The sequence below is a fragment of the Mycobacterium sp. E2733 genome (assembly GCF_001667585.1).
In the GTDB taxonomy this organism is placed as follows: Bacteria; Actinomycetota; Actinomycetes; order Mycobacteriales; family Mycobacteriaceae; genus Mycobacterium.
This window is the reverse complement of the sequence record NZ_LZJZ01000140.1, coordinates 102,117-119,669: the sequence shown is the minus strand read 5'-3', so window position 1 is coordinate 119,669 and position 17,553 is coordinate 102,117. Positions and strand designations below refer to the sequence as shown.

At 68.4% G+C, this 17,553-nt stretch carries 21 protein-coding genes and 1 tRNA gene; 11 read left to right on the top strand and 11 right to left on the bottom strand.

All coding sequences use genetic code 11. The features are described 5' to 3' along the window. The first annotated feature begins 226 nt into the window (after positions 1 to 226). Positions 227 to 754, top strand: coding sequence for a phage holin family protein (locus A5678_RS26140; RefSeq protein ID WP_068049156.1), 528 nt, complete (start codon positions 227 to 229; stop codon positions 752 to 754). Then, positions 755 to 1,708 (top strand): alpha/beta fold hydrolase, encoded by a 954-nt coding sequence (locus A5678_RS26135; RefSeq protein WP_068049154.1) that lies wholly within the window; start codon positions 755 to 757, stop codon positions 1,706 to 1,708. On the opposite strand, the gene marP is transcribed toward A5678_RS26135, so the two are convergent. From marP to nth, 4 genes are read right to left on the bottom strand one after another with little or no spacing between them, the layout of a single operon-like run. After that, a complete protein-coding gene (gene marP / locus A5678_RS26130; protein WP_156747089.1) occupies positions 1,701 to 2,894 on the bottom strand; it encodes an acid resistance serine protease MarP in 1,194 nt (397 codons plus the stop codon). The two genes, A5678_RS26135 and marP, sit on opposite strands and share 8 nt — an antisense overlap. Before the next feature lie 11 nt (positions 2,895 to 2,905). Then, complete coding sequence (locus A5678_RS26125; RefSeq protein ID WP_068049212.1) at positions 2,906 to 3,742, bottom strand: CoA pyrophosphatase; 837 nt, start codon at positions 3,740 to 3,742, stop codon at positions 2,906 to 2,908. A gap of 17 nt (positions 3,743 to 3,759) precedes the next feature. Next, positions 3,760 to 4,407: a TlpA disulfide reductase family protein gene (locus A5678_RS26120; protein WP_068049148.1), complete on the bottom strand. Its 648-nt coding sequence runs from the start codon at positions 4,405 to 4,407 to the stop codon at positions 3,760 to 3,762. Between the two features lie 12 nt (positions 4,408 to 4,419). Next, a complete protein-coding gene (gene nth, locus A5678_RS26115; RefSeq protein ID WP_068049145.1) occupies positions 4,420 to 5,100 on the bottom strand; it encodes an endonuclease III in 681 nt (226 codons plus the stop codon). Between the two features lie 173 nt (positions 5,101 to 5,273). Here nth and A5678_RS26110 point away from each other — a divergent pair, with 173 nt between their 5' ends. Continuing rightward, complete coding sequence (locus tag A5678_RS26110; RefSeq protein ID WP_068049142.1) at positions 5,274 to 5,669, top strand: hypothetical protein; 396 nt, start codon at positions 5,274 to 5,276, stop codon at positions 5,667 to 5,669. A 97-nt stretch (positions 5,670 to 5,766) separates the two neighbouring features. Then, a complete protein-coding gene (gene crp, locus A5678_RS26105; RefSeq protein WP_044508824.1) occupies positions 5,767 to 6,441 on the top strand; it encodes a cAMP-activated global transcriptional regulator CRP in 675 nt (224 codons plus the stop codon). 173 nt (positions 6,442 to 6,614) lie between these two features. Here crp and A5678_RS26100 read toward each other — a convergent pair whose 3' ends face one another. From A5678_RS26100 to A5678_RS27395, 3 genes are read right to left on the bottom strand one after another with little or no spacing between them, the layout of a single operon-like run. After that, a complete protein-coding gene (locus A5678_RS26100) occupies positions 6,615 to 7,406 on the bottom strand; it encodes an MBL fold metallo-hydrolase (RefSeq protein WP_068049138.1) in 792 nt (263 codons plus the stop codon). Then, entirely contained in the window at positions 7,403 to 7,867 is a 465-nt protein-coding gene (locus A5678_RS26095) for a RidA family protein (RefSeq protein ID WP_068049135.1), read from the bottom strand. Before A5678_RS26095 ends, A5678_RS26100 begins: the two co-directional genes overlap by 4 nt. Next, a complete protein-coding gene (locus A5678_RS27395; protein ID WP_073871548.1) occupies positions 7,868 to 8,029 on the bottom strand; it encodes a DUF4177 domain-containing protein in 162 nt (53 codons plus the stop codon). A gap of 77 nt (positions 8,030 to 8,106) precedes the next feature. On the opposite strand from A5678_RS27395, the gene A5678_RS26090 reads away from it, so the two are divergent. Both A5678_RS26090 and A5678_RS26085 read left to right on the top strand, forming a co-directional pair. Next, positions 8,107 to 9,126, top strand: coding sequence for an ArsA family ATPase (locus A5678_RS26090; RefSeq protein WP_068049132.1), 1,020 nt, complete (start codon positions 8,107 to 8,109; stop codon positions 9,124 to 9,126). Beyond that, on the top strand, positions 9,123 to 10,286 hold the full coding sequence (locus A5678_RS26085; RefSeq protein ID WP_068049129.1) for an ArsA family ATPase: 1,164 nt from the start codon (positions 9,123 to 9,125) through the stop codon (positions 10,284 to 10,286). The genes A5678_RS26090 and A5678_RS26085 overlap by 4 nt, the downstream gene beginning before the upstream one ends. Positions 10,287 to 10,306: 20 nt before the next feature. Here A5678_RS26085 and A5678_RS26080 read toward each other — a convergent pair whose 3' ends face one another. Next, positions 10,307 to 10,657, bottom strand: a complete 351-nt coding sequence (locus A5678_RS26080; protein ID WP_068049126.1) for a WhiB family transcriptional regulator — start codon at positions 10,655 to 10,657, stop codon at positions 10,307 to 10,309. A 361-nt stretch (positions 10,658 to 11,018) separates the two neighbouring features. Between A5678_RS26080 and ponA2 the strand changes: the two genes are divergently transcribed. The 5 genes from ponA2 (at position 11,019) to A5678_RS26055 (ending at position 16,395) form a co-directional block, all read left to right on the top strand. Next, on the top strand, positions 11,019 to 13,451 hold the full coding sequence (gene ponA2, locus A5678_RS26075) for a transglycosylase/D,D-transpeptidase PonA2 (protein WP_068049123.1): 2,433 nt from the start codon (positions 11,019 to 11,021) through the stop codon (positions 13,449 to 13,451). 69 nt (positions 13,452 to 13,520) lie between these two features. Beyond that, the gene (locus A5678_RS26070; RefSeq protein ID WP_068049120.1) at positions 13,521 to 14,480 is read left to right on the top strand and encodes a metallophosphoesterase; all 960 of its coding nucleotides are present in this window, start codon (positions 13,521 to 13,523) and stop codon (positions 14,478 to 14,480) included. Beyond that, complete coding sequence (locus A5678_RS26065) at positions 14,477 to 15,601, top strand: PLP-dependent cysteine synthase family protein (RefSeq protein ID WP_068049117.1); 1,125 nt, start codon at positions 14,477 to 14,479, stop codon at positions 15,599 to 15,601. Before A5678_RS26070 ends, A5678_RS26065 begins: the two co-directional genes overlap by 4 nt. Before the next feature lie 61 nt (positions 15,602 to 15,662). Then, a tRNA-Pro gene (locus tag A5678_RS26060) sits at positions 15,663 to 15,736 on the top strand. A gap of 83 nt (positions 15,737 to 15,819) precedes the next feature. Next, positions 15,820 to 16,395 carry a hypothetical protein gene (locus tag A5678_RS26055; protein WP_068049115.1) on the top strand — a complete coding sequence of 192 codons (576 nt, stop codon included), beginning with the start codon at positions 15,820 to 15,822 and terminating at the stop codon, positions 16,393 to 16,395. A 37-nt stretch (positions 16,396 to 16,432) separates the two neighbouring features. On the opposite strand, the gene A5678_RS26050 is transcribed toward A5678_RS26055, so the two are convergent. From A5678_RS26050 to A5678_RS26040, 3 genes are all read right to left on the bottom strand, one after another. After that, the gene (locus A5678_RS26050) at positions 16,433 to 16,735 is read right to left on the bottom strand and encodes a DUF4193 domain-containing protein (protein ID WP_068049112.1); all 303 of its coding nucleotides are present in this window, start codon (positions 16,733 to 16,735) and stop codon (positions 16,433 to 16,435) included. Positions 16,736 to 16,809: 74 nt separating this feature from the next. Next, entirely contained in the window at positions 16,810 to 17,100 is a 291-nt protein-coding gene (locus tag A5678_RS26045; protein WP_082945753.1) for a hypothetical protein, read from the bottom strand. An 84-nt stretch (positions 17,101 to 17,184) separates the two neighbouring features. Next, entirely contained in the window at positions 17,185 to 17,496 is a 312-nt protein-coding gene (locus A5678_RS26040) for a hypothetical protein (protein ID WP_068049108.1), read from the bottom strand. Positions 17,497 to 17,553 lie beyond the last annotated feature (57 nt).

Here is a 17,553-nt window from a genome sequence, read left to right as displayed (position 1 = left end):
GAATGAAGCCCCCGCTACGTCGACCCGGCGGCCGCCGCACGGTAGCCCGCTAACACTGGAGGAGTTTGGAAACGGTCCGCTTGGGCATTTACTTGAACGCCCTCGCGACGCCCCCGGCAGGAGCCGGGCCGGTCGCCGTCTTCGGCTGGCCTCGTCTGGCATGGCGCCGCATGGCAACATAAACCGCGACGACAGCGCCGGGCAATGACGAAAGAGGGGACCGTTTGTGAGCAAACCCGATGGCAAGAATGGTGTGCCCACCACCCTGACCACCATCCCCCTGACCGACCCGCACGCCCGGCCTGCCGAGCCCTCGATCGGCGACCTGATCAAGGACGCGACCACGCAGGTCTCCACGCTGGTGCGCGCCGAGGTCGAACTGGCGCGGGCGGAGATCACGCGCGACGTAAAGAAAGGCCTGACCGGCAGCGTCTTCTTCATCGCCGCGCTGGTGGTGCTGTTCTACTCCACGTTCTTTTTCTTCTTCTTCGTCGCAGAACTGCTCGACACCTGGCTGTGGCGCTGGGTGGCGTTCCTGATCGTTTTCGGGGTCCAGGTGGTGGTCGGGGCGCTGCTGGCACTGCTGGGCTTCCTCAAGGTGCGCCGGATCCGGGGACCGCGGGAGACGATCGAATCGGTCAAGGAGACGCGCACCGCGCTCACCCCGGGCCACGACAAGGCGCACGGCGCCCCCAAGCAGCTCTCCGAGCGTGGCAGGCACGAAAAGCCCGAAACCGATCCATCGGGTTGGTAAATGGCGCCGCCGGACCCGTCGGTAACCCGCATCGACGGGCCGTGGCGACATTTGGACGTTCACGCCAACGGCATCCGGTTCCACGTCGTCGAGGCCCTGCCCACCGGCGCGGACACGGCCGCACCGCCCACGGCCCGGCCGCTGGTGATGCTGCTGCACGGTTTCGGTTCGTTCTGGTGGTCGTGGCGTCACCAATTGCGGGGGCTGAGCGGGGCGCGGGTGGTCGCGGTCGACCTGCGCGGCTACGGCGGCAGCGATAAGCCGCCCCGCGGCTACGACGGCTGGACGCTGGCCGGTGACACGGCCGGCCTCATTCGGGCGCTGGGGCACTCGTCGGCGACGCTCGTCGGTCACGCCGACGGCGGGCTGGCCTGTTGGGCGACCGCGCTGCTGCACGCACGATTGGTGTCGGCCATCGCGCTGATCAGCTCGCCGCACCCGGCGGCGCTGCGCCGGTCCACGCTGACCCGCCGCGACCAGGCGTACGCACTGCTGCCGACGTTGCTGCGCTATCAGGTCCCGATCTGGCCGGAGCGCCTGCTGACCCGCGACCACGCGGCGGAGATCGAGCGGCTGGTCCGCAGCCGCAGCTGCCCTAAATGGCTTGCCTCCGAAGACTTTTCCGAATCCATCGGTCACCTGCGGCTGGCCATTCAGATCCCGTCGGCGGCGCACTGCGCGCTGGAATACCAGCGCTGGGCGGTGCGCAGTCAACTGCGCGACGAAGGCCGCCGCTTCATGAAATCGATGTGCCAACAGCTCAGCGTGCCGCTGCTACACCTGCGCGGCGACGCCGATCCGTATGTGCTGGCCGACCCGGTCAACCGGACGCAGCGTTACGCCCCGCAGGGACGTTACGTATCCATCGACGGCGCAGGGCATTTCAGCCACGAAGAGGTGCCCGACGAGATCAACCGACACTTGATGAAATTTCTCGACTACGTGGTCAGCTGACGCAGGCACCGGTGGTCACCTGCCGGCTGTCCCCGATTTTGGCGAGCTGACTGGCCACCTCGTCGGCCGTCAACACGAAGCCGGTGTCGGGATCGTCGACGGCCGCGCCGAACACCACGCCGAGCACCTGACCGTTTAGGTCGATCAACGGGCCACCCGAATTACCTTGCTCCACATTGGCTCTGATGGTGTAGACGTCGCGGGTGACCGGTGCGGGGTCGCGGTAGATGTCGGGACCGCTGAGTTTGATGACCTCGCGGATGCGGGCCGGGGTCGCGGTGAAGCTACCGCCGCCCGGATATCCCAGCACCACAACGCTTGTGCCGGTTTTCGCCTCGGACTGAGCGAAGGACAATGGCTGCGGCGGCAGGTTGGGGACGGCGAGGATGGCGATGTCGACCGACGGGTCGTAGGACACGACCGTCGCGTCCAGGGGACTGCCGCTGGCGTAGATCTGCACGCTGTTGGAACCGGCCACCACGTGCGCGTTGGTCATGACCCGGTCGGGGGCGATCACAAATCCGCTGCCCTCCAACACTTTCTGGCAGCTCGGCGCCAGGCTGCGCACCTTGACGACGCTGGCCGCGGTGGCCTGCACCACCGGATTGTTGGCCAGCGCGGGGTCGGGCGAGGCGACCGGAATCACCGGAGTGCGGCTGAACGGCTCCAGCACCGCCGGCAGGCCGGAGGTGTTCAGCAGCGCCGACAACCGCTTGGGCACCGTCTTCAGCCACGGCGGGGCGACCTCGTTGACCTGGGCCAGCACCCGCGACCCGCGCACCGCGGCGGCCAGCTCGGGCTGGTCCTTGGACTGGGTGAGCGGCGTCGCCAATAACCAGGCCGCGGTCAGCACCACCACGAGCTGGACGCCCACCCCGATGAAGGAGTCGACCGTCCGGATCGTGCGGCTGCGGATCGCGCCCCGAACCGCCCGCCCCAGCACCACGCCTGCGACCTCGCCGACGACGACCAGCGCCAGGATCAGGAAGAGGGCGGCGAACAACTTGGCCCGGGGCGCGGCGATGTGGCTGACGAGGTGGGGCGCCAGCAGCACGCCCGCGATCGCGCCCAGCAACACGCCCACGAACGAGAACAGCGACCCCACCGCGCCTGAACGCCAGCCCGACACGGCGGCGATGAACGCGACCGAGAGCACGGCCACGTCAAGCCACTGTGACGGGGTCATCGCGTTCATGTTCATCGGGGGGGGCCACCCTGCTCGCCGACCAGCGCCATCGCCGCGTCCAGCTCGCGGACGTCGGTGGTGTCCCAGGGCTGGGCCCAGCCGGCGACGTCGAGCATCGCACAGATCACCTGGCCAGTGAATCCCCAGACCAGCATCTCGTTCAGCAGAAACGCCGGTCCGGCCCACCGGCGGCCGAGGTCACCCCGGTACACCATCAGCCGGTTGTCCGGGTTGATGAAGGCGCGCAACGGTACTCGCGCCACGATCGCCGTTTCGGCCTGGTTGACGACGGCCACCGGACCGGGATCCGGCGAGTAGGCCAGCACCGGGACGACGTGAAATCGTGACGGCGCAATGAACGTGCGCTCCATGGTGACCAAGGGACGCAACCGCGACACGTCGATGCCGGTTTCCTCCTGCGCTTCGCGCAAGGCGGTGGACACCGGGCCGGCGTCGGTGGGATCGGAGGCGCCGCCGGGAAATGCCGCCTGGCCGGCGTGATGGCGCAGCGTCGAGGCCCGCACGGTGACCAGAAGGTCGGCGTCGTCGGGTACCCCGCCGTCGGCCGGCGCGGACTGCGGGCCCGAGAACAACACCAAGACGGCGGCCTCCCGACCGCTGCCGCGCATCGCCGACAGGGACGACGCCGCCTTGCCGGTGATCATCGCCAACACGTCGGCCGGCAGCCGACGCCGGTACGCGTCCGGCATCCGTTCCACGTTATCGACCAAGGGCCGCAGCCACAGTGGAGAGGCGTCGGGGCTCAGCGCGACCGCCCCGCGCGCCCGGGCGGGGTCGCCACCTTCCGCGGGCGGGGGGGTGCCCCCAGCTCCCGCGGAGCGCTCCAGTCGGTTCAATTTTCGGCTTATCCCTTGTCATTTCCGACCGCGGCGGCGATCTCGTCGGCGCTGGCGAAGGCCCGCGGCAGCATCTGGGCAACGCTACCGTCCGGCCGCAGAACCACCGTCGCGGGCATCACGTTTACCACGCCCAGGGCCGCCGCGACCCGACGGCGACCGTCCTGCATGGTCGGCAGCCGAACGCCCAGTTCGGCCAGCCGCAACAACGCGGCTGTCTCGTTCTCGTCCTGATGCACGGTCACCACCATCACGTCAGACCCGGCTCGACGTTGATACTCGGCCATCGCGGGCAGTTCGGCCGCGCACGGCGCGCACCAATAGGCCCACAAGTTGAGGATCACGCGCCGCCCGGCCAGCGCGCGCCCGACGTCGACGACCGAACCGTCGGCGGCGCACTCGGCCGTGACACCGCGCAGCGCGGAGGGGCCGGGGCCGTCGCGGGCGGTGGGACAGGGCGGCAGGCCGGCCCGCTGCCGCGGACCCGCCAGCGCGGCCGGGGTGTCGGCGTCGCGGTGTTCGCGGTCGGGCGGGCTCATGGCCGTGCCGGGCTTCGGGGTGGGCGCGGACTCGTCGCGCAGCTGGGCCACCAGGGCCGCCGCCAGCGCCGCCACCACCGCGAGGATCGCGATGGTCCAGCGCGTGGTCCGCGTCAAGGTGGTGGGCGTCTACAGGCCGGCCAGGGCCAGCAAGTGCTCGGTTTCCGGGCCCCGCACCAGGGGCGCGGCCAGCAGCGGCTCGGTGGGGCCGAGACCGAAGGAGGGGCAGTCCTTGGCCACCACGCAGACACCGCAGGCCGGCTTGCGCGCGTGGCATACCCGGCGGCCGTGGAAGATCACGCGGTGGCTCAATATGGTCCACTCGCTGCGTTCGATCAGTTCGCCGGCCGCGCGCTCGATCTTGACCGGATCCTTGTCGGTGGTCCAGCGCCACCGGTGCAGCAGCCGCGCGAAGTGGGTGTCGACCGTGATGCCGGGGACGCCAAAGGCGTTGCCCAGGATGACGTTGGCGGTCTTGCGGCCCACTCCCGGCAGCGTGACCAGTTCTTCCATGGTGGAAGGCACTTCGCCGTCGAACCGTTCGACCAGCGCCTGCCCGAGGCCGATGAGGGAGGTCGCCTTGTTGCGGAAAAACCCGGTCGGACGGATCAGGGTTTCCAGTTCGTCGCGGTCCGCCTGCGCGTAGTCCAGGGCCGAGGGATAGCGCTTGAACAACGCCGGCGTCGTGAGGTTCACCCGTTTGTCGGTGCTCTGCGCGGAAAGGATGGTGGCGACGGTCAGCTCCAGCGGCGTGGTGAAGTCCAGCTCGCAGTGCGCGTCCGGAAACGCCTGTGCCAGCGCACGATTCATGCGGCGGGCCCGCCGCACCAGGCCGGCCCGGGTCTCCTCAGACCAGCGCCGCGCGCCGTTGCCGCCCGCTGGGACCGACGAGGACTTCGAGCGTCCGGACGACTTTGCCGCTGTCACCTACGACAGAGTACTGATTTCGTGATCTCGCCGAGACCTCGTGTTGATTGAAGTCCATGTTTACTCTCCTTGTGTCATGGTTGCTGGTGGCCTGCGTCCCGGCGTTGCTGATGCTGGCGGCGCTCGGCTTGGGGCGGCTCGAACGGGGGCTGGCCCGCGAGGACATCGCCATCATCGCGGTCACCGAGCTTTTCGAGCACGCCGAACTTGTCGACGTGCACACCCTGGCCCGGGAGGGCATGCCCGAGGCGCTGGAATACCTGCACCGGCGCGAGGCTCGCGAACTTTCCGAGGCCGCCTTGGCCGGGCTGACTGCCGGGCCACGGCACGCGGCGCCGTCGTTTGCCGCGAGCTTCATTGACCCTGCCGAGCTGACATTGCCGACGCGAATTCAAGCGCATCCGCACATCAATCCGCAGTTTAAGGCCACTCGACACGTCAATCGTGTGTAGCGTTGCACGTTGGACAAAATGTCCTACCGCTAGACTCATCACGCGAGCACGGGATTAACCTGCCCGTACACAAATCATTGGAAGCTGAAGAGGCAACGTGGACGAGATCCTGGCAAGGGCAGGAATCTTCCAAGGGGTTGAGCCCGGCGCGGTCGCCGCGCTGACGAAGCAACTGCAACCCGTCGACTTTCCCCGTGGGCACACGGTCTTCGCCGAAGGCGAGCCGGGTGATCGGCTGTACATCATCGTCTCCGGGAAGGTCAAGATCGGCCGTCGCTCACCCGATGGCCGGGAGAACCTGCTGACGATCATGGGCCCGTCGGACATGTTCGGCGAATTGTCCATCTTCGACCCTGGCCCACGGACTTCCAGCGCGACCACCATCACCGAGGTGCGCGCGGTGTCGATGGACCGCGACGCGCTGCGGGCCTGGATCGCCGACCGTCCCGAGATCGCCGAGCAGCTGCTGCGGGTGCTGGCCCGACGGCTGCGCCGCACCAACAACAATCTGGCCGACCTCATCTTCACCGACGTGCCCGGCCGGGTGGCCAAGCAGCTGCTGCAGCTCGCCCAGCGCTTCGGCACCCAGGAGGGTGGCGCGATGCGGGTCACCCACGACCTGACCCAGGAGGAGATCGCCCAGCTGGTGGGCGCTTCCCGGGAGACGGTGAACAAAGCGCTGGCCGACTTCGCCCACCGCGGCTGGATCCGCCTGGAGGGCAAGAGTGTGCTGATTTCGGACTCCGAAAGGCTCGCGCGCCGAGCGAGGTAAGCGCGCGCGGAGCGCGGGCGCAACCGAGCGAGAATCGAACGCCGAGCGAGGTAAGCGCGCGCGGAGCGCGGGCGCAACCGAGCGAGAATCGAACGCGAGCGAGGTAATTCGAGAGCGACGTTATCGGCCCGTTCACTCGGACTTTTCGCAGTAGCGTCGATTTCGGCGCGAGTTCAGCGCTGCAAATAGTCCAGCTGCGCCTGAACGGACCATTCGGCCGCGTCCCAGAGTTTCTCGTCGACGTCCACATAGACGTGTTCGACGACTTGGCGGGCGGTGGCGTCGTCGCCGATCTCCCGCAACGCCGCGCGCACCTGCTCCAGCCGTTCCTGCCGGTGCATCAGGTAGCCCGACGCGACGGCCTCCAGGTCGGCCAGGTCCGGACCGTGACCCGGCAGCACGGTACGTCGCCCCAGACCACGCAAGCGCCGCAACGATTCCAGGTAGTCGGCCAGGCTGCCGTCTTCGGAATCAATCACGGCGGTGCCGCGGCCCAGCACGCTGTCGGCGGTGAGGACGGCGTCGTCGAGCACGAACGAGAACGAGTCGGCGGTGTGGCCGGGGGTGGCCATCACCTTGATCTTGAGGCCGGCCGCGTCGATCACCTCGCCATCGGTGAGGTGACCGCCGAGGCCGCGCAGAAAACCGCTGCCCGCCGACCGCACCGTCGCGCCGGTCCGCTCGACCAGATTGTCGATGCCGTCGGTGTGATCGCCGTGCCGGTGACTGATGAGTACGAGCGTGATGCGGCCCAGCTCGGCGACCCGGGCGAGGTGCTCGTCGTCGTCCGGCCCGGGGTCCACCACCACCAACTCGTCGCTGCCCTTGCCGCGCAGCACCCAGGTGTTGGTGCCCTCGAGCGTCAGCAATCCGGGGTTGTCGGCCAGCAGAACCGAGGCAGTTTCGGTGACGGCCCGCAGCGTGCCGTATGCGGGATGACTCGGCGACTCGGGTGCCTCGGTCATGTTCGCGGGCCGACCTCCACGATCAGCTCCACTTCGACCGGTGCATCCAGCGGCAGCTCGGACACGCCGACGGCCGACCGCGCATGTGCGCCGTCCTCGCCGAACACCTCCGCGAGCAGCTCCGAAGCGCCGTTGACGACGCTGGGCTGGCCGTTGAAACCCGGAGCGGAGGCGACGAAGCCGACGACCTTGACCACTCGCGTCACCGCGTCGATACCCACCAGCGAATCGACGGCCGCCAGGGCGTTCAGCGCGCAGAGCCGCGCCATCGCCCTGCCCTCTTCCGGGCTGACCCGGCCCCCGACCTTGCCGGTGCCGACCAGCTGCCCCGCCTGCATCGGCAGCTGACCCGCGGTGTAGACCAGGTTGCCCGTCCGCACCGCGGGCACATAGGCGGCCAGCGGCGCCACCACCTCAGGAAGCGCGACCCCGAGTTCGGCGAGCCGGGCGGAGGCGGTCATCTACTTGGGGCGCTTCAAATACGCGACGTGTTGCTCACCGGTTGGCCCGGGCAGTACCGACACCAATTCCCAGCCGTCGGCACCCCACTGGTCGAGAATCTGTTTGGTGGCGTGCGTCAGCAGCGGGACGGTGACGTATTCCCATGCGATCGGTTGGCTCATGGCGCGAGCTTATCGGTCGGACGTGAACGGTTCTGGCCTGCCCGGGGGCCGGGCGCCGGTCGGGCTAGCATGCGAAGGTGGCAAACACATCGACCGGCGGTAGCGCCGTCGGCTGGCCGGCGCGGCTCTCAAAGGCGCGCCTGCATTTCGTCACCGGCAAAGGCGGTACGGGCAAGTCGACGATAGCGGCCGCATTGGCACTGACCCTGGCAGCCGGAGGCCGCAAGGTTCTTCTCGTGGAAGTCGAAGGGCGCCAAGGCATTGCGCAACTCTTCGACGTCCCTCCGCTGCCTTACCAGGAGGTCAAGATCGCGACCGCCGAACGCGGCGGCCAGGTCAACGCGCTGGCCATCGACATCGAGGCGGCGTTCCTGGAATACCTGGACATGTTCTACAACCTCGGCATCGCCGGGCGGGCGATGCGGCGCATCGGCGCCATCGAGTTCGCGACGACGATCGCGCCCGGCCTGCGCGACGTGCTGCTCACCGGAAAGATCAAGGAATCGGTGGTGCGCGTCGATAAGACCCGGCTTCCCGTCTACGACGCGGTCGTGGTTGACGCGCCACCGACGGGGCGGATCGCCCGCTTCCTGGACGTCACCAAGGCGGTGTCGGATCTGGCCAAGGGCGGGCCGGTGCACGGGCAGGCCGAAGGCGTGGTGAAGCTGCTGCACTCCGAGCAGACCGCCATCCACCTGGTCACGCTGCTGGAGGCGCTGCCGGTGCAGGAAACGTTGGAAGCCATCGAGGAGCTCGCCGAGATGGAGCTGCCGATCGGCAGCGTGATCGTAAATCGCAACATCGCGTCCCATCTGCAGCCCGCCGACCTGGCGAAGGCCGCCGAGGGACACGTCGACGCGGACTCGGTGCGGGCCGGATTGGAAATGGCGGGGATCAAGCTGAACGACACCGACTTCGCCGGGTTACTGACCGAGACCATCGAACACGCGACGGTCATCGCCGCGCGCGCCGAGATCGCGCAACAACTGGACGCGTTGCAGGTGCCCCGGCTGGAATTGCCGGCGATCTCCGACGGCGTCGACCTCGGAAGCCTCTACGAGCTTTCGGAATCACTTGCGCAGCAAGGAGTTCGATGAGTACGACGCCGAATAGGCTTGATATGGCCTCGATCTTGGCCGACACGACCAACCGGGTGGTGGTGTGCTGCGGCGCCGGCGGGGTGGGCAAGACCACCACCGCGGCCGCGATGGCGTTGCGCGCGGCCGAATACGGCCGCAACGTCTGCGTTTTGACGATCGACCCGGCCAAGCGGCTGGCACAGGCGCTGGGGGTCAACGACCTCGGCAACACCCCGCAACGGGTGCCCCTGGCGTCCGAGGTTCCCGGCGAGTTGCACGCGATGATGCTCGACATGCGCCGCACGTTCGACGAGATGGTGGTCCAGTACTCCGGAAACGGCCGGGCGCAGGCGATTCTGGACAACCAGTTCTACCAGACGGTCGCCAGCTCGCTCGCCGGCACGCAGGAATACATGGCGATGGAGAAGCTGGGCCAGCTGCTGGCCGAGGATCGCTGGGACCTGGTGGTGGTGGACACCCCGCCGTCGCGCAACGCGCTGGACTTCCTGGACGCGCCCAAACGGTTGGGCAGCTTCATGGACAGCCGGCTGTGGCGGCTGCTGCTCGCGCCTGGCCGGGGCATAGGCCGATTGGTCACCGGTGCAATGGGTTTGGCGATGAAGGCGATGTCCACCGTGCTCGGCTCACAGATGCTGAGCGACGCGGCGGCGTTCGTGCAATCACTCGACGCCACCTTCGGCGGCTTCCGGGAGAAGGCGGATCGGACGTACTCGCTACTGAAGAGGCGCGGCACGCAGTTCGTCGTGGTGTCGGCGGCCGAACCCGACGCGCTGCGCGAGGCGTCCTTCTTCGTCGACCGGCTGTCTACCGAAGGCATGCCGCTCGCCGGGCTGGTCTTGAACCGCACCCATCCGACGTTGTGCTCGTTGCCCGCCGAGCGGGCGATCGATGGAACCGAAACACTTGCGGCCGAGCCGGATTCCGAGGCGGCTTCGCTCGCGGCGGCCGTGCTGAGGATTCATGCCGACCGCGCGCAGACCGCCAAACGGGAGATCAGGTTGCTGTCGCGGTTCACCGGGGCCAACCCGCACGTGCCGGTGGTCGGCGTTCCCTCGCTGCCGTTCGACGTCTCGGACCTGGAAGCGTTGCGCGCGCTCGCCGATCAGATCACCGGTGAAGGCGCGGCCCGCGCCGCCGCCCAGGGGTCCGTGCGCTAGGAGCCCGGTCGAACCGTTGGTCAGCCGGCGCTGCGAGTTCTCCTCTTGTCGAAGAAGTCCGACCAGGACACCACTTCTGGGTGCTGCTTGAGCAGCGCCCGGCGCTGACGCTCGGTCATGCCGCCCCAGACGCCGAACTCGACTTTGTTGTCCAGCGCGTCCGCGCCGCACTCCTGCATGACCGGGCAGTGCCGGCAGATGACGGCGGCCTTGCGTTGGGCGGCCCCTCGAACGAAGAGTTCGTCCGGGTCCGTGGTCCGGCACAGTGCTTTGGAAACCCAGGCGATCCGTTCTTCGGCATCAACGCTGCGGAGTACCCCTTGTGCGGCCGCAATGTTTGTCCTACGCGCCGCAGGCCGTGTTCCTGACACGAACTGTTCCCTTCCCTACCGGCCGCTCTCGCGACCGCCCTCCAGGGGTGCAGATCCATACCTGCGATCTACGCCACACTGTGTACATCGGTGTTACCTGAATCTCACCGTGTGTCTAAGTTAGGTGGTCAGGTGCCAATTGCGCAACAGTCCGATAACGCTTTTTTTGGGACGGGCGTCCCGTCTCGTCGCAAAAGGGTAGGCGATCGAAGTGATCTTGCGCACGCGCGCGGGTCCGCCCGCTGACGCACGCGCAAATTTTATCGCACTCGCGGCGGCAAAACGCTGGTCAATCACAGGAACAAAAAATGGGTGAACTCGCAGCGTGGCGGGGTGACTGGGGGCCGCTACTGTAGTAGCCATGTCAGACCGCCCCCCGGCCCTTCTCACGGTTTCGAAGCTTGCCGGGTATTGCTTGCTGGCCGGCGTCGTCGCCACGGCGCTGATGTTTCCGTTCGCGGGCGGATTGGGACTGGTGTCCAACCGGGCCTCCGAAGTCGTCGCCAACGGCTCGGCCCAACTCCTCGAGGGCGAGGTGCCCGCGGTGTCGACGATGGTCGACGCGAAGGGCAACACCATCGCCTGGCTGTACTCCCAGCGCCGCTTCGAAGTGCCCAGCGACAAGATCGCCAACACGATGAAGCTGGCCATCGTGTCCATCGAGGACAAGCGGTTCGCCGACCACAACGGGGTGGACTGGAAGGGCACGCTGACCGGGCTGGCGGGCTACGCGCGCGGCGACGTCGACACCCGTGGCGGTTCCACCATCGAGCAGCAATACATCAAGAACTACCAGTTGCTGGTGACGGCGAAGACCGATGCCGAGAAGCGGGCCGCCGTCGAAACCACCCCGGCCCGCAAGCTGCGCGAGATCCGGATGGCGCTCACGCTGGACAAGACATTCACCAAGCCCGAAATCCTGACCCGCTACCTGAACCTGGTGTCGTTCGGCAACGGTTCGTTCGGCGTGCAGGACGCGGCCCAGACCTACTTCGGCATCAACGCCTCGGACCTGAACTGGCAGCAGGCGGCGCTGCTGGCGGGCATGGTGCAGTCGACCAGCGCGCTGAACCCCTACACCAACCCCGAGGGCGCGCTGGCGCGGCGAAACCTGGTGCTGGACACCATGATCGAGAACATCCCCCAGGAGGCCGACGCCTTGCGCGCCGCCAAGGCCACCCCGCTCGGCGTGCTGCCGCAGCCCAACGAGCTGCCGCGGGGCTGCATCGCGGCCGGCGATCGCGCGTTCTTCTGCGACTACGTCCAGGAGTACCTGTCCCGCGCCGGCATCAGCAAAGAACAGGTGGCCCGCGGCGGCTACCTGATCCGCACCACGCTGGATCCGGACGTGCAAACCCCGGTCAAGGCGGCCATCGACCAGTTCGCCAGCCCGACCCTGCCGGGCATCTCCAGCGTGATGAGCGTGATCCAGCCCGGCAAGACGTCGCACAAGGTGATGGCGATGGCCAGCAACCGGACCTACGGCCTGAACCTCGACGCCGGTGAAACGATGCGACCGCAGCCGTTCTCCCTGGTCGGCGACGGCGCCGGGTCCGTCTTCAAGATCTTCACGACGGCCGCCGCGCTGGACATGGGCATGGGCACCAACGCCACGCTCGAGGTGCCGGGCCGATTCCAGGCCAAGGGCATGGGCAGCGGCGGGGCCAAAGGCTGTCCCAAGGACACCTGGTGCGTGATCAACGCCGGCAACTATCGCGGATCGATGAACGTGACCGAGGCGCTGGCCACCTCGCCGAACACCGCGTTCGCCAAGCTGATTCAGCAGGTCGGCGTGACCCGTACGGTCGATATGGCGATCAAGCTGGGCCTGCGCTCCTACGCCGATCCCGGCACCGCCCGCGACTACAACCCCGACAGCAACGAGAGCCTGGCCGACTTCGTCAAACGGCAGAACATCGGCTCGTTCACCCTGGGCCCCATCGAGGTGAACGCGCTGGAGCTGTCCAACGTCGCCGCGACGCTGGCCTCCGGCGGCACGTGGTGTCCGCCGAACCCCATCGACAAGCTGATCGACCGGCACGGCAACGAAGTCGCGGTGACCACCGAGACCTGCGACCAGGTGGTGCCCGAAGGCCTGGCGAACACCCTGGCCAACGCGATGAGCAAGGACGCGGTGGGCGGCGGCACGGCATCCGGCTCGGCCAGCGCCGCCGGCTGGACCCTGCCGATGTCCGGCAAGACGGGCACCACGGAGGCCCACCGCTCCTCCGGCTTCGTCGGATTCACCAACCACTACGCGGCGGCCAACTACATCTATGACGACTCCACGACACCGACGGACCTGTGCTCGTCGCCGCTGCGCCACTGCGGCGAGGGCGACCTGTACGGCGGTAACGAGCCGGCCCGCACCTGGTTCACGGCGATGAAGCCGATCGCCACCAATTTCGGTCCGGTGCAGTTGCCGCCGACCGATCCTCGTTACGTCGACGGGTCGCCCGGGTCGCGGGTGCCGAGCGTCGCCGGCCTGGATATCGACGCGGCCCGCTCGCGCCTCAAGGAGGCCGGCTTCCAGGTCGCCGACCAGAACAACTTCGTCAACAGCTCGGCGAAGCAGGGCGAGGTGGTCGGAACCACACCGAGCGGCGCGACGATCCCGGGGTCGATCATCACCATCCAGGTCAGCAACGGCATCCCGCCGGCCCCGCCGCCGCCCGCCGAGGGCGGCCCGCCGCCGGTCGGGTCGCAGGTGGTGGAGATCCCGGGTCTGCCCCCGATCACCATTCCGCTGCTGGCGCCGCCGCCCCCGGCGCCGCCCGGGCAGCCGCCTCCATAGGCCGCCGACTTTGATGGCTCTGGCGCAAGGTATACGTTGCCAAAGCGCAACCGGCAGTAGGCTGCCAGCATGGCTGATGTTTTGCCCACGCTGATACGCGCCGGCGCGGTCGCACTCGGCTCGGCCGTCGCCGGCATCGGTTACGCCGCCGTCGTCGAGCGCAACGCCTTCGTCCTGCGCGAGATAACCATGCCCGTCTTGGCGCCCGGCTCCACGCCGCTGCGGGTGCTGCACATCAGCGATCTGCACATGCTGCCCAACCAGCGCCGCAAACAGGCTTGGCTGCGCGAGCTGAGCAACTGGGAACCCGACCTGGTGGTCAACACCGGCGACAACCTGGCCCACCCCAAGGCGGTGCCCGCGGTGGTGCAGGCCCTCGGGGACCTGCTGTCACGGCCGGGTGTCTTCGTGTTCGGCAGCAACGACTACTTCGGGCCGCGCCTGAAGAACCCGCTGAACTATCTGACCAACCCGTCGCACCGGGTTCGCGGTGAGCCGCTGCCCTGGCAGGACCTGCGGGCGGCCTTCACCGAGCGCGGCTGGCTCGACCTCACCCACACGCGGCGCGAGTTCGAGGTGGCCGGCCTGCACATCGCCGCCGCAGGCGTCGACGACCCGCACATCGACCGCGACCGCTACGACACGATCGCGGGCCCGGCCAGCCCGGCGGCGAACCTGCGACTCGGGCTGACCCATTCCCCCGAGCCGCGGGTGCTGGACCGCTTCGCCGCCGATGGCTACCAACTCATGATGGCCGGGCACACCCACGGCGGCCAGGTCTGCCTGCCGCTCTACGGCGCCCTGGTGACCAACTGCGGCCTGGACCGGACCAGGGCGAAGGGACCGTCCCGGTGGGGCGCGAACATGCAGCTGCACGTCTCCGCCGGCATCGGCACCTCCCCGTTCGCGCCGGTGCGGTTCTGCTGCAGGCCCGAGGCCACCCTGCTGACGCTGATCGCCACCCCGATGGGCGGTCGCGATTCGGCCAGTGACCTAAGCCGTTCGCAGCCAACAGTTTCGGTGCGTTGACCGACCGGACCCGGATCGCGGTCCGCAGCCGCTCGCGGTGCTGGACGGACAACGCGGTCCGGCTGATCCACGCCGACGCCCGCCGCAGCGCCGACACGCACCTGTTGCGCTACCCGCTGCCGACGGCATGGAGTGCGGACGGCCCGGGCGCTCGGGTGGCGCTGTACCTCAAAGACGAGACCACGCACATCACCGGCAGCCTCAAGCACCGGCTGGCCCGCTCCTTGTTCCTGTATGCGCTGTGCAACGGGTGGATCGACGAGGGCACCACGGTGGTCGAGGCCTCGTCGGGTTCGACGGCGGTGTCGGAGGCATACTTCGCGGCCCTGCTGGGCTTGCCGTTCATCGCCGTGATGCCGGCGTCCACCAGCTCGGCCAAGGTGGCGCTGATCGAAGCCCAAGGCGGCCGTTGCCATTTCGTGCAGAACTCTGCTGAGGTGTACGCCGAGGCCGAGCGCGTCGCCCGCGACACCGGCGGGCATTACCTGGACCAGTTCACCAACGCCGAACGCGCCACCGACTGGCGGGGCAACAACAACATCGCCGAGTCGATCTTCGAGCAGATGGCCGAGGAGACCCATCCCATCCCGGAATGGATCGTGGTCGGCGCGGGCACCGGCGGCACCAGCGCGACGATCGGCCGCTACATCCGCTACCGGCGGCACGCGACCCGGTTGTGCGTCGTCGACCCGGAGAACTCCGCGTTCTTTCCCGCCTACGCCCAAGGTGGGGACGACCTGGACGACTCAGTGGTGCCCACCTCGTCTCGTATCGAGGGCATCGGCCGGCCGCGGGTCGAGCCGTCGTTTTTGCCCGGCGTGGTCGACCGCATGGTGGCGGTGCCCGACGCGGCGTCCATCGCGGCCGCCCGCCACGTCAGCGCCGTCCTGGGGCGCCGCGTGGGGCCGTCGACGGGCACCAACGTGTGGGGCGCCTTCGGCTTGCTCGCCGAGCTGGTCGCGGAAGGGCGCAGCGGTTCGGTGGTCACGCTGCTCGCCGACAGCGGCGACCGCTACCACGACACCTACTTCAGCGACGAGTGGGTCAGCGCGCAGGGACTCGATCCGCGCGGCCCCGCCGAGGCGCTGGTGGAATTCGAGCGCTCCTGCCGGTGGCAGTGAGCCGCCACACCGCGGTTTGGCCAGCCGACGGGCGGGTGCGATAGGCTGTCGGAGCTTCAGGCGGGGTGTGGCGCAGCTTGGTAGCGCGCTTCGTTCGGGACGAAGAGGCCGTGGGTTCAAATCCCGCCACCCCGACCCAGTTGTGTTAGCTGGCATGACAGCCGACCGCCCGGTTGTGACGCTGCGGCGTTGCGGCTTTGCCATTAAGCTCGGCCCGCATGGCGCTGGTAAGCCCGCCGCCCGGGCAGGGTGAGCCGCGCGGGGTCGGCCCACCGGTCACCCAATTTGCTGATTCCGCGGCGCCGGTGCAGCGCCCCGGTCACCCCACCCTGGCGGAGGTCGCCCGGCGGCAGCAGGAGATCCAGGCGTGGGAAGCGCTGAACGTCGGCGGCTACCGCTTCGCCAAACCAGGCACCATCATCGGGGCGCTGATCTCCGCCGTCCTGGTGGTGCTCGTGGTCACCCCCATCCCGCCGAACTGGCCGTGGGACATCCCGACGATGATCCTGGCCATCTTCACGGCGGTGGCCACCGTCACCTGCGGCCTGTTGTGGTTCGACAATCCGCACCCCGCCCCCCGTCCCGAGTCGTTGGCGATCGTGCCGTTCTCCCGGGCGGAAAACCTGCGGCTGATGGAAGACCAGGCCGTCGAGCCCTACCGCGCCATCTGCGCCTGCCCCGGCTGTGGCGACTCATCCGCGCACCTGATCCGCGAGCCCGTCAAGGGCGAACCGGACTGGGCTATCGTCACCCGGCGTTGCGCGGTCTGTCACCGCGAATGGGCGCAGGCCTGAATCGGTTGTGCGCCAACGATTCAGCCCGCCGGCGGTGCTAGGCGCAGTCGGCGCAGATGGACATGCCCCCATTCGAGCTGTGCAACCGGCTGCGATGCTGCACCAGAAAACAGCTCGAGCACGTGAACTCGTCGGGCCGCTGGGGAATCACCGTCACCGACAGCTCTTCGCCCGACAGGTCGGCGCCGGGAAGCTCGAAGAAGTGCGCGTCGTTCGGATCGTCGTCCACCACCGCGGTGGCGACTCCCTGCAAGGTCGGTGCTAATTCGCGTATCGGGGACTTGTCCTGAGTTTCCATGTCGGAGACCCGGCGTGCGTCATAGTCGCTTGAGGTCGGCATGGCAGTTCCTTCCTGCTGATGAGCCGGGTTGACGCACTTTCCTGTACTCACCCGTGGCGCAGGCAGTACCCCATTCAGGCGCGAGTTACACCGACCGGGCCGAAAAAATCACGTCGCCGGCCATTGAGCCGCCTCAGCTGCCTGGCAATCGCGGGGTAATGCGCGAGGGCCAGGCCCAGCCACGGCGCGACGACCGACACGATCAGCGCGACGATCGCCACCCCCTCGTGCCCGACCAACAGCTCGAACAGCCCGATCGCCAGACTGACGGCCCAGACAGCCACGGCCGCGAGGCCGAGCAGGGGGAAATCGCGCTCGTACTCGGCCGAGTAGTTTGCTGCTCGTAACGAAACGGGCGCGACCATGATCGGCTTTTACCCGGTCCCCGCCGCGATTAAACCTCTGGGCGGGCGGGTTTACCCCGGCCGATGTCCGTTAGCTCACAGCCGTCAACTGGTCGGCGGCGGGGCGGGCTCACCGGAATTCGCGGCGTGCCAAGCGAGTTCGGCGTCGCGCACCCGTCGATGCGTGCGCACCAACCACACCGCGCTCGCCGCGCCGAGCGCGGCGGCCAGGATCACGGCCGTCAAGCCCGACGCGAAGTGCCGGGTCGCCAGCGCGAACAAACCCACGATCAGTGCGACGACCGCGACGGCCGCGCCGGCCAGACCGGGCGCGTTCGCGCCGTACGTGACGGTTTCGCCGGCGTGCTGACGGGCGGTGCGCTGATGGTCTACCGGGTCGACTTTGTGGTAATCCAACGTCGCTCCTCGTGAAAAAGTCTGTGTATCACGGTGATTCGTGCGGCGTACGGTTCG